The organism is Flagellimonas meridianipacifica (assembly GCF_003001695.1).
GTDB lineage: Bacteria > Bacteroidota > Bacteroidia > Flavobacteriales > Flavobacteriaceae > Flagellimonas > Flagellimonas meridianipacifica.
Genome location: NZ_PVYX01000002.1, coordinates 1,950,848 through 1,969,701 on the forward strand (window position 1 = coordinate 1,950,848; position 18,854 = coordinate 1,969,701).

Genomic DNA, 18,854 nt, shown 5'->3' on the forward strand with positions numbered 1-18,854 from the left:
CCAGAGGTCGGGGCTTTCTTATTTGAAGTTATTCAATTTACTTCTTTTTGGAATCTGCTTCCATTTTCTCTTTCAATGCTTGCAGTTGTGCATTGGCATCTCCAAGAGTTGGTGCGTCTTCTTGCGAAGCAGCCATTTTCTTTCTGGCTGTTCTCATATTACGCTCCTCTTGCTCTCTAAAGATTGCAGTGTGGCTAGCCACTACTCGTTTGAAATCTTTATTGAACTCAATGATTTTGAATTCCACTTCTTCTCCTTTGGTCAATTTCTTACCATCTTCTTTCTCCATATGACGGGAAGGAATAAAGGCTACAATATCGTCATTGAAAGTTACGGTAGCTCCTTTATCAACGATTTCAGAAACTGCTGCTTTGTGCACTGAACCTTCAGCGAACTCGGTAGCATATTTGTCCCAAGGATTTTCTGTAGTCTGTTTGTGACCTAAGCTCAGCTTACGTCCTTCAACATCCAATTCCAATACCTCAACTTCCAATTTGTCACCAACAGTAACAAATTCAGATGGGTGCTTGATTTTTCTAGTCCAAGACAAATCAGAGATGTAAATCAAACCGTCAATTCCTTCTTCCATCTCAACGAATACACCGAAGTTGGTGAAGTTTCTAACGATTCCTTCATGTCTGGAACCAACAGGATATTTCGTAGTGATATCAGTCCATGGGTCTGGAGTCAATTGCTTGATACCTAGTGACATTTTTCTTTCTTCTCTATCCAAGGTCAATACAACCGCTTCAACCTCATCACCTACGCTTACAAAGTCTTGAGCAGACCTTAAGTGTGTAGACCAAGACATTTCAGAAACGTGAATCAATCCTTCAACACCTTCAGCAACTTCTATAAAGGCACCGTAGTCAGCAATAACCACTACTTTTCCTTTTACTTTGTCACCAATCTTGATTTCATCGCCAAGAGCATCCCAAGGATGTTTCTCCAATTGCTTCAATCCTAATTGGATTCTAGACTTGTTGTCATCAAAATCCAAGATAACCACATTCAATTTCTGGTCTAGTTCAACCACTTCATTCGGGTGATTGATTCTGCTCCAAGAAAGGTCGGTAATGTGGATAAGTCCATCAACACCTCCAAGGTCGATAAATACCCCGTAGGAAGTAACGTTCTTGACAACACCTTCCAATACTTGACCTTTTTCCAATTGGCCAATGATTTCTTTCTTCTGCTCTTCAATATCAGCTTCGATAAGTGCTTTATGGGAAACAACGACGTTTTTGAACTCGTGGTTAATTTTAACCACTTTGAATTCCATGGTCTTACCAACATATTGGTCGTAGTCACGGATAGGCTTCACATCAATCTGTGAACCAGGTAAGAAAGCCTCAATTCCGAATACGTCAACAATCATACCTCCTTTGGTTCTGCACTTTACAAAACCGGTTACAATTTCTTCCTTATCGTGGGCATCATTTACTCTATCCCAAGCTTTGATAGTTCTGGCCTTTCTGTGAGAAAGTACCAACTGTCCCGTTTTATCTTCACGGATATCGATAAGTACCTCTACTTTATCCCCAACCTTAAGGTCTGGGTTGTAGCGGAACTCATTTAAAGAGATAACCCCTTCAGATTTTGCGTTGATATCGATAATAGCCTCGCGGTCGGTCATGTGAACCACTTTTCCTTCCACTACTTCTTCATCTGCAGTGTCCACAAAATTTTCTTCGACCAAGGTTTCAAATTCCTTTAGTTTGGAATCTTCAACACGCTCAATACCTTCTTCGTACTTATCCCAATCAAAATTGTCCAAATACTCTTGAGGGTCTTGTTTTGGCTCTGCTTTTTTTACTTCTTGAACTGCTTCTGCGGTTTCTACCGCTTCTGCTTTTGTTTTTTCTTCAGCCATATTGCTGATTTAAATTTGTATTCCGCAAGCTTACAAGGGTTTAGACAGTAGTCGCGAAAGTTGTTATAGATTTTGTTTTTTACATCCCCTTTTGTCTCTTGTCAACTGTCACAAAAAGGAGCGCAAAAATACAATTAATTCCTTGTTTTACAAACCCTTATTAAAGACTTCGACCATCTACAGGAGAATTGACGAAAAATTAAGGAAAAATGTGACTTTTATGCATATCTTGTTTCATATTATCAACTATAATTAAACACAAAACATTATGAGTGCAAAAGCAAAATATCAAGCTGTTTTGGACCTAGGACAAGAATTAGGTATACAAGATGGTGACGTTTCTGAAGATGGAGGAGTTTTAAAAATAAAAGGAGTAGCCAATACCCCTTATGAGAAAAATGCCATCTGGGATAAAATAAAGGAAATAGGCGGAGAAAGTCCTTCTGACATTAAAGCGAACATTACTGTTGCAGACGATTCCGTATACCACAGACATACTGTAAAAAGTGGTGAATCTTTAAGCTTGATTGCTAAGCATTATTATGGTGATGCCATGAAGTATCCCAAAATCTTTGATGCCAACACTAACATTTTGAGCAATCCAGATGTGATTCACCCAGACCAGGTTTTGGTGATTCCAAATATCTAGGCAAAAAGTTCTTATTTAGAAGAAAAGCGCTCTGCATGGGCGCTTTTTTATTTGCTTTTATCAATAACCCGCTGGGCAAAACTAAAAATCCGCTCAAACTGCTCTTCCAATCCCATATCGCTATTGTCAAATTCAATCGCGTCATTAGCTCTTCGTAGCGGAGAAACTGAACGGGTAGAGTCGATTAAATCGCGTTTTTCTATGTTCTTTAGCACTTCTTCATAAGTGACCTTATCGCCTCTGTCCAGCAATTCCTTATACCTTCGCGTAGCTCGTGTTTCAGGGGATGCGGTCATAAAAATCTTCAATTCGGCATCTGGAAAGACCACGGTACCAATATCCCTACCGTCCATCACAATACCCTTTTCAATGCCCATTTGTTGCTGTAGATGCACTAATTTTTCCCGTACTTCCTTTATAGCTGCAACTTGACTTACTTTTCGTGCAACGGTCAACGTACGAATGTCTTTTTCTACATTTTCATCGTTCAAGTACATATCACAGGTCCCTAGTTTAGCATCCCTTACGAATTTCAATTGAATATTGGGCAAATGTTCAATCAGTGATGATGCATCATCCACTTTTTCGCCAAAAAACCCCTCTTTCAAAGCAAAAAGGGTAACCGCCCTATACATAGCCCCAGTGTCCACGTACACATAATCCAAAGCTTTTGCCAGGCGTTTGGCTATGGTGCTCTTTCCGGTAGAGGAATAGCCATCAATTGCAATGATGATTTTTTTCATTGCCTAAAAATAATGGAAAGAAATCAGGTAACGCAAAAGAGACAAGAAACTTCTTAACCTAGAGCTTCTTGGCATTCTTTACTTTCTTATCGGTAATGGCAATGTCTATTACTTCGCTCATTTCCGCCACATAGTGGAAGGTAAGCCCTTTTAGATAATCCTCCTTGATTTCGTTGATGTCCTTTCGGTTTTCCTCAGATAGGATGATTTCCTTGATGCGAGCCCGTTTGGCGGCCAAAATCTTTTCTTTGATTCCCCCTACAGGTAATACTTTGCCACGCAGTGTGATTTCCCCAGTCATAGCCAAGCTCTTTTTTACCTTTTTCTGTGTAAACAGAGAGACCAAAGAGGTCAACATGGTAATTCCCGCGCTAGGACCATCTTTGGGTGTAGCTCCTTCTGGCACGTGGATATGCACGTTGTATTTGTCAAAAACCTCTGAATCAATCCCAAAAGTATCGGCATTAGATTTGATATACTCCATAGCAATAGTTGATGACTCCTTCATCACTTTACCCAAATTTCCGGTAATATTAAGACTTCCTTTTCCTTTGGAAAGTATGGATTCAATAAAAAGTATATCTCCTCCCACGCTAGTCCAAGCCAAACCTGTGACTACTCCTGCTACGTCATTATTTTCGTATTTATCACGCTCCAAACGCGCGGGACCCAAAATCTTTTCTACATCTTCATTGGTCACTTTTACGCTATATTCCTCTTCAATAGCGATGGACTTAGCGGCGTAACGAACCATTTTGGCCAATTGCTTTTCCAAACTACGAACCCCAGATTCTCGAGTATAGCCTTCAACTATTTTCTCCAATTGTGGCTTACCAATGCGTAAATCCTTGGTGGAAAGACCGTGTTCTTTTAGCTGTTTGGGCAACAAGTGGCGTTTCGCAATTTCTACCTTTTCTTCAATGGTGTAACCCGTTACGTTGATGATTTCCATTCTATCACGCAAAGCAGGTTGGATGGTAGCCAAATTATTCGCTGTTGCTATAAACATTACCTTGGACAGGTCGTACCCCATTTCCAAGAAATTGTCGTAGAATTCGCTGTTCTGTTCAGGATCCAATACTTCCAACATCGCAGAGGAAGGATCTCCTTGATGACTGCTGGAGAGCTTGTCAATTTCATCCAAAATAAATACAGGATTTGAAGTACCCGCTTTCTTGAGGCTTTGAATAATTCGCCCTGGCATGGCACCTATGTAGGTTTTTCTATGCCCTCGAATCTCAGCCTCATCGCGAAGGCCTCCCAAAGAAATACGTACATACTCCCTACCCAGGGCTTCAGCAACTGATTTCCCCAAAGAAGTTTTACCAACCCCTGGAGGACCATACAAACAAAGTATGGGCGATTTCATGTCGTTTCTAAGTTTTAAGACCGCCAAATATTCAATAATTCTGCGCTTTACATCCTCAAGTCCGTAATGATCTCTATCCAATATCTGTTGAGCACGTTTCAAATCGAACTTATCCTTTGAAAACTCATCCCATGGCAAATCCAAAAAGAGGTCCAAGTAGTTCCTTTGAATGGAGTATTCCGCCACTTGAGGGTTCATCCGCTGCATCTTGGCCAATTCCTTCTCAAAATGCTCCTTAATTTTCTTGCCCCATTTTTTCTTTTTGGCCTTGGCACGCATTTCATCCACCTCTTCTTCATAGGAAATCCCTCCAAGCTCTTCTTGAATGGTCTTCATCTGTTGGTGCAAGAAGTATTCCCGTTGCTGTTGGTCCATATCGGTCCTTACCTTGGACTGGATGTCATTCTTTAGCTCCAATTTTTGAAGTTCAGTATTCATGAACTTCAAAGTAGCCATGGCCCTTTCCTGAAGATTTGGAATCTCTAGCAATTTTTGCTTGTCCTCAACAGAAAGGTTCAGATTGGATGACACAAAATTGATTAGGAATGAGTTGCTCTGAATGTTGCGTATGGCAAAAGTGGCCTCGGTGGGGATATTTGGGTTGTCCTTGATTATTTTGAAAGCCAGTTCTTTGATTGAATCGATGATAGCACCAAATTCGTCACTCTTCTCGTTGGGTCTTACTTCCACCGCTTCTTTCACCGTTGCTGTCAGATAGGGCGTTTCCTTGACTACTTGGTCTATCTCAAATCGCTTCTTTCCCTGTATTATTACCGTAGTATTTCCATCCGGCATCTGTAGCACGCGTAAAATTCTAGCTACAGTCCCCAATCTATTGATGTCCTGAACGCCTGGATTCTCCACTTGCTCATCCTTTTGGGAAACCACTCCAATCGTCTTGCTTCCATTGTTGGCATCTTTGATAAGGTTTATGGATTTATCCCTTCCGGCGGTTATAGGAATTACGACCCCAGGAAACAGCACTGTGTTCCTAAGCGGTAGCACAGGTAGGGTTTCTGGCAGCTCTTCCCTATTCATTTCCTCTTCATCCTCTGGAGTGAGCAGGGGAATCAATTCTGCTTCATCATCCAATCCCTGCATGGCCAAACTGTCAAAAGTTGATATTTTAATTTCTCCCATAGTTTCTTTTTCGGACATTTTGTCATTTTAAACAAAATGTATCTCTATAATTAGGTACTTCTCTTCATGTTAATCCTCGCTTTCCTAAATATATAGGCATTACGAAGTACCTTTTCACAACCAAAAGGGCAATTCCTGTGCCATGAATTTCAAAAAAAATTAAAAAAGTGTAACAATCCATACCTTCACCACTCTTTAAGACAAATCAATCATTTTTTGAGCCACCAAAATGAACATACTGATGCATTGCTTCAAGCATGCTTAAAAGGCAAGCAAAGTGCACAAATGGAAATTTACAATAGATATTACAAGGCCATGTACAACACAGCTTTTAGAATTGTAAAGGACACCGCAGAAGCCGAAGACGTTATGCAGGAATCGTTTTTAAACGCATTTACAAAACTGCACACCTTTAAAGGGGATGTCACCTTCGGAGCTTGGTTGAAGCGAATTGTGATTAACAACAGTATCTATCATTACAAAAAACAACAGAAAGCAAGATCCACAAATTTGGATGAGGTAATGTACAAGGTCGAAGATTATGATGAAGTTGCTTTGAATGACAATGGTTATACTGAACTGAAGGCTCAAAAAGTGATGGAGACCATGAAAAGTTTAAAAGACAATTACAGAGTTTCTTTGACCTTACATTTAATCGAAGGCTATGATTACGAAGAAATCAGTGAGATTATGAACATTAGTTATGCGAATTGCAGAACGACTATTTCTAGAGCCAAGGAAAGTCTGAGAAAGAAATTGACGGTAAATGCTTAGTTATGAAGAAAGAGAATTTAGACGATTTATTTGAAAGACTTCAGGGAGAATTCGATGTTGAAGAACCCCGAAGCGGTCACCAAGAGCGTTTTTTAGATAAATTGAACCAATCGAAGGGTGTAGTTTCACTCCACAGAAGAAAAAATAAGCTTTGGAAACCTCTTTCCATAGCGGCCTCGGTGACAGTTTTGTGCCTTTTAGGATTGCAACTCTTTACTTCCGAACCTTCCATTAAGGAACAGGTGGTGGAGATTGCTCCCGAGGTTTCAAAAACCGAGTTCTACTTCGGGAGCCTAATAGAACAACAGGTACAGGAATTAAAAAATGCGAAGTCTCCTGAAACGGCCAGATTGGTAGATGATACACTTTTACAGCTGGATAAATTGGAAAGAGACTATGCCAATCTTGAGCAAGAACTCATCAAAGGCGGTGACAGTAAAATTATATTGAACGCCATGATTACCAACTTCCAAACCAGAATAGACCTTTTAAAAGAAGTGCTTAATAGCATAGAAAATATTAAAAATTTAAAATCATACAATGATGAAAACTTTACTATATAAAAGCATTTTTTGCCTCTTACTACTTGTTCCACTCACTTCGTCAGCTAAAAAGGGTAAGCTGGGTGGAAAATACACCAAGGAAAAGACCATTAAAAAAGAGTATGAGGTAAACGCAAATGCACTCTTGAAGATTACCAATAGTTACGGTAACCTCAGCCTTACCTCTTGGAATGAAAATCGCGTGGTTATTGAGGTTCAAATCAAAACCAATGGAAACAATGAAGAACGCGTACAAGAACGTTTGGATGAAATAGATGTCGATTTTGACAGTAGTTCCAATCTAGTTTCCGCCAGAACACGATTTGGGGACAGAAATAACAATTGGGGCTGGAAATGGAACAAGAAAAGGAACGTAAATGTTCAAGTGAACTATACAGTGAAGCTTCCTGTAAAAAATAGTGTTGGCCTTAGCAATGATTATGGAAATATTTACTTGGATAGAATTGATGGTCATGCTAAGATAAGCTGTGATTACGGAAAAATGGATATTGGCGAGCTTAGAGGCCGTAACAACGAACTTCGATTTGATTATACATCCCGTTCTACCTTTGAGTTTATCAATAGTGGTGAAATTATAGCAGACTACTCAGGCTTTACCATCGAAAAGGCGGGAGACTTAAGAATAAATGCCGATTACACCAATGCGGTAATCAAGGAAATGGGGAACTTGGAATATACCAGTGATTATGGTTCCATTGAAGTGAATGAGGTGAAAAGTGTAAAAGGAAATGGCGATTATATCGGGGTAAAACTGGGTACGGTTTCCGGTGATGTTGCAATCACTTCTGACTACGGTTCCATCAAAATCAACAAAATGGCGCCAGAAGCTGGAGATATCAATATCAGATCGGACTACACAGGCATAAAAATTGGATATCATCCCGAATATTACTTTGATTTCGAGATTTCCACAGAATATGCTGGGGTAAGTGGTCTAAGCGATTTTGAGCTGCAAGTAAGAAAGGAGAAATCCAGTGAGAAGTACTATAATGGATACTATGGAGATGACAATTCCGGCAACGTAGTTTATATTAATAGCGAATACGGTGGAGTAACTTTTTATAAAAACTAAATACAATTTCAAAAAACAAAAGACTATCATGAAAAAGCTTATAACCTTATGTTTAGCCCTTAGCTTTGTTGGAATAACAAATGCGCAATGGAAAAGAATCAAAGGAAACGGAAATGTAGTGACCATTGAAAGATCGGTTGGCGATTATGATGCCATAGCATTAGCAGGCTGGTTCGATTTAGAACTAATCGCAGGAAACGAAGGGGAAATTACCCTTAAAGGAGAATCAAATCTACTTGATTATATCAAAACCGAGGTAAAAGACGGTAAGTTGGTGATAAAGGCCCAAAAAGGTGTCAATTTGAAACCATCCAGCTGGAAATCTGGAATTTTGGTTGTAGTCCCAGTAGAATCCGTAGATGCGGTAAGTCTATCCGGTTCTGGAGATATTATCGGTAGAACCACCCTTAAATCAGACACGTTTGAAACTAGGATTTCTGGTTCTGGTGACATTGTTTTGGATGTTGAGGCCAATAGTGTGGAGGCATCAATGTCTGGTTCTGGAGATATGAAATTGAATGGAAAAGCTTCTGACTTAGAGGTTCAAGTTTCAGGCTCTGGGGATATCAACGCATACGGCTTAGAGGCGGATTACGTTAAGGTACAGGTATCTGGCTCTGCAGATGTAGAGGTGACTGCCAATGAAAGTATCAGTGCAAGGGTTTCTGGTTCCGGAGATATTAGCTATAAGGGGAATCCCAAGAAAATAGACACAAAAAGTTCTGGTTCCGGAGACATTAATAGCTACTAGAACAGGGGTTTACGCATCCAATCAAAAAACAACTACATCATCAATCGAAAACAAAACGGGCCTCAAAAGGCCCGTTTTTTATTGAATCTTGTGAGTATTTTGCTTCTCAAAAGTCAGTCGGTATTCTGCAAAGTCATTCTCTCTTTACCAACACCCTCCCATTTTTCCAACTTGGCAGCTAGTTCGTCAACGGTAAAAGGTTTCGTCAAGTAGTCATCCAATCCTTGTTCAATATATTTTTCGGCATCACCTTGCAAAGCACTGGCACTGATTCCAATCATTGGTGGCAATTCCCCAAATTTTGTTCTTAAATTTTGCATCGCTTTAATTCCATCAAGTTTTGGCATGTTAACATCCAATAAAATAACATCAAAACGATTTTCTTCAAACTCCTCTATCAGCATTTCACCATCATGCACAATCACAGTATTACATCCCAACTTCTCCAACATGTGTTGGTATACTGCACATAGTGTTTTATTATCCTCGGCCATAAGAACATTCATGGATAAGATCTCTGTTTGTTTAGGTAGGAGGTCTATTTTTTTATCAATATTTACCTTATCTGTTGTCCTTGTCTTAAGGGTAAACCAAAAATTACTTCCTTCTCCCAACTTACTGATCACTCCTAACTCGCCATCCATGTATTCTACCAGTTTTTTACAAATACACAATCCCAAACCGGTACCTGACTCTTCACAAAAGGTATTTGCTTCTTCTAGTTGAGCATATTCAGAAAACAAGGTTTCCAAATTCTTTTCTGAAATCCCTGCCCCTTGGTCGATTACTTCGATTTTTAATCTATCATCCTGGGTATCATCAAGAAATGAAACCTTGATAGTCACATCACCTTTTGAAGAAAACTTAATGGCATTGCCCACCAAATTGGATAATACCTGTTTTAATCTAACCTCATCAATCATTAAATATTTCGGCACTCCTGAATCTACCTGTGTGGTAACCATAATGTTTTTTGATTCACCTACGGCAAGAAAAAGTCTTCGGACGTCCTCTACGATTTCCCTAATATTCTTTTCTTGGTAATCAAAAGAAAGTTTTCCTGCTTTCAGTTTTGAAAAATCCAAAATATCATTGATTATTTTCATCAAGTCCTTCGACGAGCTTTGTATAATATCCAGATACTTGCTGTCTTTTTCATTAAAATCGTGGCTCTTGGATAATAGATCTATCACTCCTATAATACCTGACATGGGAGTTCGTATCTCATGGCTCATGTTGGCCAAAAAAATATCCTTGAATTCCATGGCTTGTTTCAGTTGGGTATTCTTTACTGCTACTTTATCCATGGCCCTACCTCCAAATGAAGCGAAGAGTCCAAGAAAAAATGGTGCTGTATCGATAATAAAATGAATGGGGAAATCTCTGTGAATTGCCACGATGTTTTCCACGGTAAAATCTAAATCCATTCTGAACAGGTCTATTGAAACCGCCATTATAGGAAATAAAAGACCGAAAATCGCACCAAATAATGCATAACGCGCCGTGTGGGTTTTGTGCCATACGGGAGCGTTTTCTTCTTGCTTTAAATTCTTCATTTTGTCTAAAAAACGGAATGAAACAAAAATTATTTTAACTCACACCAATCTCTACCAATAAAGGGCATCTTTCCAATAAACTTAGCAGAAAGTTCCTACGAACTTCGTTGTTTTTCAACCCTTAGCAATAAAACAGCTCCTATCAAAAAGAAAATCCCTAAAAAAATGGTACTGTTTCGCATACTTCCAGTCAATTGGGCCACTACCCCATAGAGGAAAGTTCCTATAATGATTCCTATTTTCTCGGCTACATCATAAAAACTGAAAAAAGAGGTGGTATCGGTGGTCTCCGGTAAAAACTTGGAATATGTGGACCTTGAAAGCGCTTGAATTCCTCCCATGACAATTCCCACAAGTCCTGCAGCAATATAGAAATCCATAGGTGTCTGAAGGAAAAAGGCATAGATGCACAATAAGACCCAAAAACCATTTATTGCAATTAAAGTTTTTACATTTCCAAAGACTTTAGAAGCCCTTGCAGTTGCGGTTGCACCAATGATTGCCACAACTTGAATAACAAGAATACTAATTATCAATCCGGTGGTTCGTTCCCCATCGGTTCCCCAGTTAATCTCCTCCTCACCAAAATATGTAGCTATCAACATAATGGTCTGTACGGCCATACTGTATACAAAAAAAGCACCCAGATACCTTTTAAGCCGAATCTCTTCTCCCAGCTGCTTCCATACACTTTGGAGTTCCTTAAAGCCATTCAGAATCACATTGGTTCGTTCCCCTTCACGTTTATAGCCTTTGGGCAAATGCTTAAAAGTATATTGACTGAAAAGGGCCCACCAAATACCAACTGAAATAAAAGAATATTTCATTGCTTTTATTTCAGCTACTTCTCCCCCACTATCCGTAATTCCAAAAACAGCAGGTTGCATTACCATGGCCAAATTGAAGACCAAAAGAATAACACTTCCAACATAACCCAGTGAAAATCCTTTGGCGCTAATCCCATCTTGCTGCTCAGGATATGCAATATCCGGTAAATACGAGTTGTTGATGGCAAAACTGACCCAAAAACCTACCAATCCAAAGAAATAACAAACCAATCCAAAATAAATATTCTCTAAAGAGAACCAATACAAACCAATACAGGATGCTGCTCCCAAATAGCAAAAGAACTTGAGAAATACCTTCTTGTTCCCTGTGTAGTCTGCTATACCTGAAAAAAGAGGCGTAACAATAGCGATAAAAACAAAGGCCAAAGATGTAACATAGCTAATCAAAGGAGCACGAGCTATTTCACCTCCAAAAATGGTTACTTTTTCTATCTCCGCTGCCCTGAAAAGAGCACCATAAAAAATTGGGAATACCGCAGATGAAATCACCAAACTATACACAGAGTTGGCCCAATCATAGAATGCCCAAGCATTCAACAATTTTTTGCTTCCTTTCATTGCAAGTACTTGTGCCATGACCCTAAAATTAAAAAAGTGTCATTCCAAAAACCTTAAAATCCATTCTAAGCAGGATTTCCGAAAGGTTGAAATGACACTCAATGTTTGTTTTTCTATTTGAATGAGGTAACCCCGTATTTAGCCGCTTCTCTTTTGGCCTCTGGGGCCCATGCCATCAGATTATTGATACGCGTATCATTTGATGGATGTGTGCTTAAGAACTCAGGTGGGGCTTGACCTCCCGAGTTGGCTTTCATTCTTCTCCAGAGATTGGCTGCCTCATCAGGATTATACCCTGCAATAGCCATAATTTGAAGTCCTATTCTATCAGCTTCTGTTTCATGGCTTCTACTAAACGGAAGCATAACTCCAACCGATGACCCTATCCCATAGGCCTGATTGAACGCGTTACGTTTCTGTGGGTCACTAATGGCCACGTTTCCAGCTACGGCACCCAATTGCTGCAACATACCAGCACTCATACGTTGGGCGCCATGATCGGCCAAGGCATGGGCCACTTCGTGCCCCATAACGACCGCAATCCCAGTCTCACTTTGGGCAATAGGAAGAATTCCGGTATAAAACACGATTTTACCTCCAGGCATACACCAAGCATTTACCGCATCGTCCTGGACCAGGTTATATTCCCATTTGTAATCTTTTAAATAGCCAGGGTATCCATTGGCATTGAGCCATCTCTCGGCAGCAGAAGCAATCCGCTGTCCTACAGCCACTATCATTTGCGCATCTTTTGTTCCTTTTACAACTTTGTTCTCTCCCAAGAATTGGTCATACTGGGCAAAAGCGGTTGGAAATATTTGACTATTCGGATAAAAATTAAGGGTGCTTTTTCCTGTAAACGGATTCGTTTTGCAGGCTACGACTCCCAAAAAAACCAAAAGTGTTAAAATTAACTTTCTCATAAAATGGGTGTGTTTAGTATGAGTAAAATACAAAAATTATTTTCCAATAATATGCAACTCAGTGAAATCCTTGCTTACTTCCACCGTGTTGTCTCCATTCAATTTAATCTCCTTAAAATCGACTATTTCATTATCCAATTCTATAGTGCCAATCTTAAAGGGTAAACCATGAAATGTCATTCTTATCTTTTCATAGGGAGTGATAAAGTTTCCGTCTTTGAACTGTTGTATGATAAGTTCATTTTCTTTTCCTCGTAATCTGAACTTACGCAGACTGTATCTTCCCTTTTTATAATCGTACCCATCTTGCTGGTCCTCATATACGCTGGAATTTTCAATGCCTTCTTTATAGTATACATCGATTTGTAGTTCCTCTATCTCTTTTTCTCCAACATATTGTTGTACCGGATATTTGGGAACCATGGCCCCCTCCTTTACAAAAAGAGGAATTCTATCCAATTCTGCAGGCACCCATTTTTCAAATCCGCCTTCAGTTACCTCATCATTCCAGAAATTATACCATTTTCCTTTAGGAAAATACATCCGTCTACCTTGCGCATTCGGCTCTTGTACCGGACATACCAAAAAGTGTTCCCCAAACAAAAACTCATCCGTTCGGAAATGGGTCTGGGTATCTTCTTGGTCATAGAATACCAAAGATTGAATCATTGGCATTCCGTTTTTGATATACTTGTAAAAAAGTGTGTAAATGTATGGTAGCAGTTGATAACGCAACTCAATATAGCTCTTCACAATATCGGTTATTTCCTCTCCGAAAGACCAAGGTTCCTGGTCTCCATGGTCTCCACTGGAATGTACTCTGCAAAATGGATGGAAAATGGCCAGTTGCATCCAACGCGCAAAAAGCTCGCCATTGGGTTGTTCCGCAAAACCGCCAATATCCGAACCTACGAATGAATACCCACTCATGCACATGCGCTGCATCTGTACATTGGCAATCCAAAGATGTTCCCAGGTAGCTACGTTATCCCCGGTCCAAGTGGCACAGTAACGTTGGGTGCCTGAATAAGCAGCTCTTGTAAGGACAAAGGGCCTCAGAGGAAACATGTACTTTTTCACTCCATCGTAAGTGGCACGTACCATCTGCATTCCATAAATGTTATGTGCTTTTCTGTGGCTACAAGGATGGCCATCATAATCATGACGAACATCCAAATTTGCCGTTTTAGTAGGTACTTCCATAACGGCAGGTTCATTCATGTCATTCCAAACCCCTTTGACTCCCATGTCTGATATCATTTCCTTGTATAGTCCGCCCCACCATTCACGAACTTCTGGGTTTGTAAAATCTGGGAACTTACATTCCCCAGGCCAAACTTTCCCCTTAAAATGTGGTCCATCAGCCCTACGACAGAAAAATCCATTGTCCATTGCTTGTTGATATACCCAATATTCCCTGTCAATCTTAATTCCAGGGTCAATCATGGTAACGGTCTTAAAGCCATCTTCTTCAAGCTCTGCAATCATTTTTTTGGGATTAGGGAAATGACGGTTGTTCCAAGTAAAACATCGGAAACCTTCCATATAATCAATATCCAAATAAATGGCGTCACAGGGAATCTGAAGCTTTCTGAAAGTGGCGGCTATCTCTTTCACCCTTTTTTCAGGATAATAGCTCCATTTTGATTGATGGAAACCTAGTGCCCACAATGGCGGAAGCTCCGGAACACCAGTCAAATCTGTATATGCTTCAACGACCTGCTTCATTTCCGGACCATAGAAGAAATAATAGTTCATTTCTCCCCCATCTGCCCAAAAACTGGTCACATTTCGCTTTTCATTGGCAAAATCAAAATAGGTACTAAAGGAATTATCAAAAAATACTCCGTAAGCAATATTTTCTTTAAGTCCTATGTAAAATGGAATGGCCTTGTAAAGAGGTTCCTGGTCTTTACCATAGGCATAAGAATCTGTTACCCAGTTGTTTACTCTTTTTCCTTTTAGGTTGGTGTGAGAAGCCTTGTCCCCCATTCCATAATAACTCTCCCCGGAATGGCAGACCTTGCTCATCTTAACAATATTACCCCCGTAATCATAGTTTTCCTCCCAATGAAAACCAAGTTCATCCTCACTTAAGATAACATCGTCCATATCTTCAATCTGTATCTTAAGATTGGACTTGTTCACATATACCTTAATCTTGGAGGTGGTTATTACATATTCTGGAATCTCCTCTTTTACGGTAAGACTGTTATATCCTAAACTAACATCATCGCTGATGGCATACGAAAAATCCGGCTCAAAAACGTGTTCCGTCGCATACCTTAAGCGAATGGCACTGTCACGGAGTATGGTTATTTCCAGAATGACCCCATTCTGGGTAGTGAAAAATATTTTATCATTTTCATGCTTGAAATCAACAATATGGTTGGGGTATTGATTTCCAATTTTAGCAATCTCTGTATTAGTAATCATTGTTGGTCTATTGAGAAAGACAAAAGAAACACATTACTATGAGAATTGAAAAAGATGTTTTGAACAATAAAGTTTTCGTAAACAAAACGAAAACCTTTATTTATAAACAATTACGCTCAAAGGGGGTAATGTCATACTTACCGATTTTGGGCAGCCGTTCCATTCTTTGGAAGTTGGTCTCAATGTTTTTTTACCCACACCACTGCCAGAGTACTTGACATCATCACTATTAAACAACAATTTCATTTGCTTGGATTTGTGCACCCCCACTCTGTAGTTTTCTCTTGGTACAGGAGTAAAATTGCAGACCACAATTAGATCATCTTCAGGATTATTACCCATACGTTTATAGGAAATCACGGTGTTTTCCCGATCATTGTACTCAATCCATTGGAATCCTTCCGGACTGAATTGTTTTTCATGTAATGCTGGACTTTCTTTATACAACTTATTTAGGTCCTTGATGGTCTCCTGAATCCCTGAATGAAAATCGTATTGCGTCAAATGCCAATCCAAGCTATTCTGAAAATCCCATTCGGAAGACTGACCGAACTCTCCTCCCATAAACAATAAATTGGCTCCTGGATGTGTAAACATGTATCCATAGAGCAGCCTTAAATTGGCAAACCTTTGCCATTCATCCCCTGGCATGCGGTATAAAAGGGAATTTTTACCGTAAACCACCTCATCATGCGAAAAGGGTAACATAAAGTTTTCGGTAAAAGCATAGGTCATGCTAAAGGTGATATCATTTAAATCGTATGAGCGATGGATAGGCTCTTTTTTGAAAAACTCCAAAGTGTCGTGCATCCATCCCATCATCCACTTCATACCAAAGCCAAGCCCTCCAAAATGAACAGGCTTGGAAACTCCTGTAAATGCAGTAGATTCCTCGGCAATGGTTTGTACACCTTCAAAACTTGCGTATACTTCTTGATTCATTTCCCTAAGAAAAGACATCGCTTCAAGATTTTCATTGTTTCCGTACATGTTCGGTTCCCACTCCCCGTCTTCACGTGAGTAATCCAAATACAGCATGGACGCCACCGCATCTACACGTAATCCATCCACATGGTATTGGTCTAACCAAAAAATAGCGTTGCTAATCAAAAAAGCCCTTACCTCGTTTCTTCCATAATTGAAAATGAGACTTTTCCAGTCTGGATGATACCCTCTTCGCCTATCGGGATGCTCATAAAGATGGGAGCCATCAAAGAAACCAAGCCCATGTGCGTCTTCTGGAAAATGTGAGGGTACCCAATCTAAAATCACTCCAATTCCTTTTTGATGGAACTTATCAACCAATAGCTTGAAATCTTCGGGTTTTCCAAAACGTGAAGTGGGTGCAAAATAGCCAGTAAGTTGATATCCCCAGGATGGGTCGTAGGGATATTCCATAATTGGCATGAATTCTACATGGGTAAATCCCATATCTTCCACATAACTCACCAATTCATCAGCCAACTCAATGTAGCTTAGTGATTCCCAGCCATTTTTCTTTTTCCAAGAACCGAGATGTACTTCATAAACTGAATAAGCTTTATCCAAGGCGTTATGATCAGTTCGGTTCTTCATCCAAGACTCATCCTTCCATTTATAAGAAGCTTCCCAAACCACTGAAGCCGTATTGGGAGGGATTTCGCAATATCTTCCAAAAGGGTCCGCTTTTTCAGTCCAAATATCATTATGATGGGATTGAATCTTATACTTGTACAGCGTTCCCATATCCAACCCTGGAATAAAACCTTCCCAAATGCCACTTTGGTCCCATCTTACATTCAATTCGTGCTCTCCTGGCTGCCAGTGATTAAAATCACCGACTACGGAGACCGACTTAGCGGAAGGGGCCCATACCGCAAAGTATGTTCCCTTTTTTCCATCAACTTTCGTTAGGTGGGAACCCAGTTTTTCATAAAGCCTGAAATGCTTTCCGGATTTAAAGAGATTGATATCGAAATCGGTAAAAAAGCTATGTGGAATTACTTCAGCCATGTTGTTTGTTATTTATTATACCCATAATACCTCGAAGTGGTATTACCGCCCATAAAGGTCTTGAATTCATTTCGTATCCCAATTCGTACACTGCTTTTTCGAGCATGCAGTACTCTAGCAAAAAAATACGTTCTTGGGTGTAGCCTATGTTGATATTGTTTTTCTGAATCAAATCTACATATACAGCGTAAAAAACATTAATAAAATAGGTGTATAAAATCTCCCCTGCATGAAATAGTTCTTCCTGAGAATAGGGATACTTGTCTTCATTATTAAAAATAGTGGCGTAAACAGCGTAATGAAATGATCTGAAAATACCTGCTACATCTTTTAAGGGAGGTTGTTTTACTTTTCTGTCCCGAATGGTACTCTCGGGCTCTCCCTCAAAATCCAATAAATAAAAATCGTCACCTTTGACCAAAACCTGACCCAAATGATAATCGCCGTGAACGCGCAACCGTTCACCTTTAAGCTTGGTCCAGTCAAAACCAATAAATCGCTTTCGGATTTCGTTCTTTCGCTCCAAAAATTCTTTGGCCAGGTCAGCGGACATTCCCGAAAGTCGGCCGATGTTATTTTCGACAGTATTCAGTCGGTTTTGAAATTGATATAGCAAACGATTTTTAAGCCATACTTCATAGTCCCCATTAAAATGCTCCGGAGTAAAGGCGGTGTCCTCAAATTCGGAACCCAAGGCTACATGCATCTCTGCTGTTCTTTTGGCCAGGGTTTGAAGTTTTAGAAAGATGTTGAGTCCAACCCAGTCAATAATTTGTGGTGGAACATCCGCTATTTGCAATCTATTGAACAGCTCGGTCTCCGGAAGGGAGTAAACATCCAGGTTTTTTCGCTCAAGACACTGAAAAACACCATCAATCTCCTTCGACATGAATTCCCATGCATCTCCTTCATTGGGCACCAATTCTTGCATCAAGGCAATTGTAATATTGGCATTGTCAGAATCGATAATACTTAAACTACCCATGTAGGCCGGAGTATTTTTGAACTCCTTTTTCTCGGAAAGGAAACGACTCATTTCATAATCTGGGTTTTTATCAGCATAAATGCGCCTAAAAAACTTAATTACGTATTTGTCGTTCATTATAATCGAGGTGTTGCTCTGCTCCAACCCCATAAATCGTGACGAGCTGTACTCTGTATCGTCGAAATTTGTGCTTTTATGATATCTAACTCTCGTGGTATCGTTGGGTTCGGCTGTTACCAAACGTTCAAATACCAATTTCCTAAAAGCTTCCAAATTAAGGGCATCTATGATAAAACCGTCCTGACCGTTGAGTTTTAGAGGTAGAATCCTATCTTTTTTAGCAAAATTTACATCGGATACAAAAGCTATGGGAAGAAAATAATGCTGATAAAAGGCCTCTTCGAAATTTATTTCCAAAATCAACCCATAATACACTTCACCATGCTGCTGAATCCTGAAATGTTCTTGAAGCTCAATGTATTTTAACTTGCTCGATTTTCCACCATACCATCTCTGACGAACCACATAGTCTTGCAAAACCGTCGATAAGAACACGTCGGTAAAACTGTTGTCGTCCAACAGCTGTTCCCATGCTATATTGAATTCGTAGGGTGGTTTCAAA

14 protein-coding genes are annotated in these 18,854 nt (G+C 39.8%); 5 read left to right on the plus strand and 9 right to left on the minus strand.

The annotated features are described in order from the left end of the window. Positions 1-37: 37 nt before the first annotated feature. Positions 38-1,873 carry a 30S ribosomal protein S1 gene (rpsA, locus tag CLV81_RS18960; protein ID WP_106147319.1) on the minus strand — a complete coding sequence of 612 codons (1,836 nt, stop codon included), beginning with the start codon at positions 1,871-1,873 and terminating at the stop codon, positions 38-40. A gap of 268 nt (positions 1,874-2,141) precedes the next feature. On the opposite strand from rpsA, the gene CLV81_RS18965 reads away from it, so the two are divergent. After that, a complete protein-coding gene (locus CLV81_RS18965; RefSeq protein ID WP_106147320.1) occupies positions 2,142-2,522 on the plus strand; it encodes a LysM peptidoglycan-binding domain-containing protein in 381 nt (126 codons plus the stop codon). Between the two features lie 47 nt (positions 2,523-2,569). On the opposite strand, the gene cmk is transcribed toward CLV81_RS18965, so the two are convergent. Both cmk and lon read right to left on the minus strand, forming a co-directional pair. After that, on the minus strand, positions 2,570-3,265 hold the full coding sequence (gene cmk / locus CLV81_RS18970) for a (d)CMP kinase (RefSeq protein ID WP_106147322.1): 696 nt from the start codon (positions 3,263-3,265) through the stop codon (positions 2,570-2,572). 58 nt (positions 3,266-3,323) lie between these two features. Beyond that, complete coding sequence (lon, locus tag CLV81_RS18975; RefSeq protein WP_106147732.1) at positions 3,324-5,774, minus strand: endopeptidase La; 2,451 nt, start codon at positions 5,772-5,774, stop codon at positions 3,324-3,326. A gap of 216 nt (positions 5,775-5,990) precedes the next feature. Here lon and CLV81_RS18980 point away from each other — a divergent pair, with 216 nt between their 5' ends. The 4 genes from CLV81_RS18980 to CLV81_RS18995 are packed head-to-tail and all read left to right on the plus strand — an operon-like array spanning position 5,991 to position 8,934. Next, entirely contained in the window at positions 5,991-6,548 is a 558-nt protein-coding gene (locus tag CLV81_RS18980; protein ID WP_106147324.1) for an RNA polymerase sigma factor, read from the plus strand. A gap of 2 nt (positions 6,549-6,550) precedes the next feature. After that, positions 6,551-7,111, plus strand: coding sequence for a hypothetical protein (locus CLV81_RS18985; RefSeq protein WP_106147325.1), 561 nt, complete (start codon positions 6,551-6,553; stop codon positions 7,109-7,111). After that, positions 7,092-8,183, plus strand: a complete 1,092-nt coding sequence (locus CLV81_RS18990) for a DUF4097 family beta strand repeat-containing protein (protein WP_106147327.1) — start codon at positions 7,092-7,094, stop codon at positions 8,181-8,183. The genes CLV81_RS18985 and CLV81_RS18990 overlap by 20 nt, the downstream gene beginning before the upstream one ends. Positions 8,184-8,211: 28 nt before the next feature. Next, on the plus strand, positions 8,212-8,934 hold the full coding sequence (locus tag CLV81_RS18995) for a head GIN domain-containing protein (RefSeq protein WP_106147328.1): 723 nt from the start codon (positions 8,212-8,214) through the stop codon (positions 8,932-8,934). A gap of 113 nt (positions 8,935-9,047) precedes the next feature. Here the strand turns inward: CLV81_RS18995 and CLV81_RS19000 are convergent, their stop codons facing one another. The 6 genes from CLV81_RS19000 to CLV81_RS19025 form a co-directional block, all read right to left on the minus strand. Continuing rightward, the gene (locus CLV81_RS19000; protein ID WP_106147330.1) at positions 9,048-10,490 is read right to left on the minus strand and encodes an ATP-binding protein; all 1,443 of its coding nucleotides are present in this window, start codon (positions 10,488-10,490) and stop codon (positions 9,048-9,050) included. A 95-nt stretch (positions 10,491-10,585) separates the two neighbouring features. Then, positions 10,586-11,914 carry an MFS transporter gene (locus CLV81_RS19005; protein ID WP_106147332.1) on the minus strand — a complete coding sequence of 443 codons (1,329 nt, stop codon included), beginning with the start codon at positions 11,912-11,914 and terminating at the stop codon, positions 10,586-10,588. A gap of 95 nt (positions 11,915-12,009) precedes the next feature. Continuing rightward, the gene (locus tag CLV81_RS19010; protein ID WP_106147334.1) at positions 12,010-12,819 is read right to left on the minus strand and encodes a M48 family metallopeptidase; all 810 of its coding nucleotides are present in this window, start codon (positions 12,817-12,819) and stop codon (positions 12,010-12,012) included. A gap of 36 nt (positions 12,820-12,855) precedes the next feature. Beyond that, positions 12,856-15,255 carry a glycoside hydrolase family 31 protein gene (locus CLV81_RS19015; RefSeq protein WP_106147336.1) on the minus strand — a complete coding sequence of 800 codons (2,400 nt, stop codon included), beginning with the start codon at positions 15,253-15,255 and terminating at the stop codon, positions 12,856-12,858. A 96-nt stretch (positions 15,256-15,351) separates the two neighbouring features. Continuing rightward, the gene (gene glgB, locus CLV81_RS19020; RefSeq protein ID WP_106147338.1) at positions 15,352-17,247 is read right to left on the minus strand and encodes a 1,4-alpha-glucan branching protein GlgB; all 1,896 of its coding nucleotides are present in this window, start codon (positions 17,245-17,247) and stop codon (positions 15,352-15,354) included. Then, positions 17,240-18,853 carry a trehalose synthase gene (locus tag CLV81_RS19025; protein ID WP_106147339.1) on the minus strand — a complete coding sequence of 538 codons (1,614 nt, stop codon included), beginning with the start codon at positions 18,851-18,853 and terminating at the stop codon, positions 17,240-17,242. Before CLV81_RS19025 ends, glgB begins: the two co-directional genes overlap by 8 nt. Position 18,854: the final 1 nt, after the last annotated feature.

Coding starts and splice junctions, on each gene's coding strand:
- CLV81_RS19005 (WP_106147332.1), bottom strand. CDS start 11,914: ATGGCACAAGTACTTGCAATGAAAGGAAGCAAAAAATTGTTGAATGCT.
- CLV81_RS19015 (WP_106147336.1), bottom strand. CDS start 15,255: ATGATTACTAATACAGAGATTGCTAAAATTGGAAATCAATACCCCAAC.
- CLV81_RS19000 (WP_106147330.1), bottom strand. CDS start 10,490: ATGAAGAATTTAAAGCAAGAAGAAAACGCTCCCGTATGGCACAAAACC.
- CLV81_RS18990 (WP_106147327.1), top strand. CDS start 7,092: ATGAAAACTTTACTATATAAAAGCATTTTTTGCCTCTTACTACTTGTT.
- CLV81_RS18965 (WP_106147320.1), top strand. CDS start 2,142: ATGAGTGCAAAAGCAAAATATCAAGCTGTTTTGGACCTAGGACAAGAA.
- cmk (WP_106147322.1), bottom strand. CDS start 3,265: ATGAAAAAAATCATCATTGCAATTGATGGCTATTCCTCTACCGGAAAG.
- CLV81_RS18985 (WP_106147325.1), top strand. CDS start 6,551: ATGAAGAAAGAGAATTTAGACGATTTATTTGAAAGACTTCAGGGAGAA.
- rpsA (WP_106147319.1), bottom strand. CDS start 1,873: ATGGCTGAAGAAAAAACAAAAGCAGAAGCGGTAGAAACCGCAGAAGCA.
- CLV81_RS19010 (WP_106147334.1), bottom strand. CDS start 12,819: ATGAGAAAGTTAATTTTAACACTTTTGGTTTTTTTGGGAGTCGTAGCC.
- glgB (WP_106147338.1), bottom strand. CDS start 17,247: ATGGCTGAAGTAATTCCACATAGCTTTTTTACCGATTTCGATATCAAT.
- CLV81_RS18995 (WP_106147328.1), top strand. CDS start 8,212: ATGAAAAAGCTTATAACCTTATGTTTAGCCCTTAGCTTTGTTGGAATA.
- lon (WP_106147732.1), bottom strand. CDS start 5,774: ATGGGAGAAATTAAAATATCAACTTTTGACAGTTTGGCCATGCAGGGA.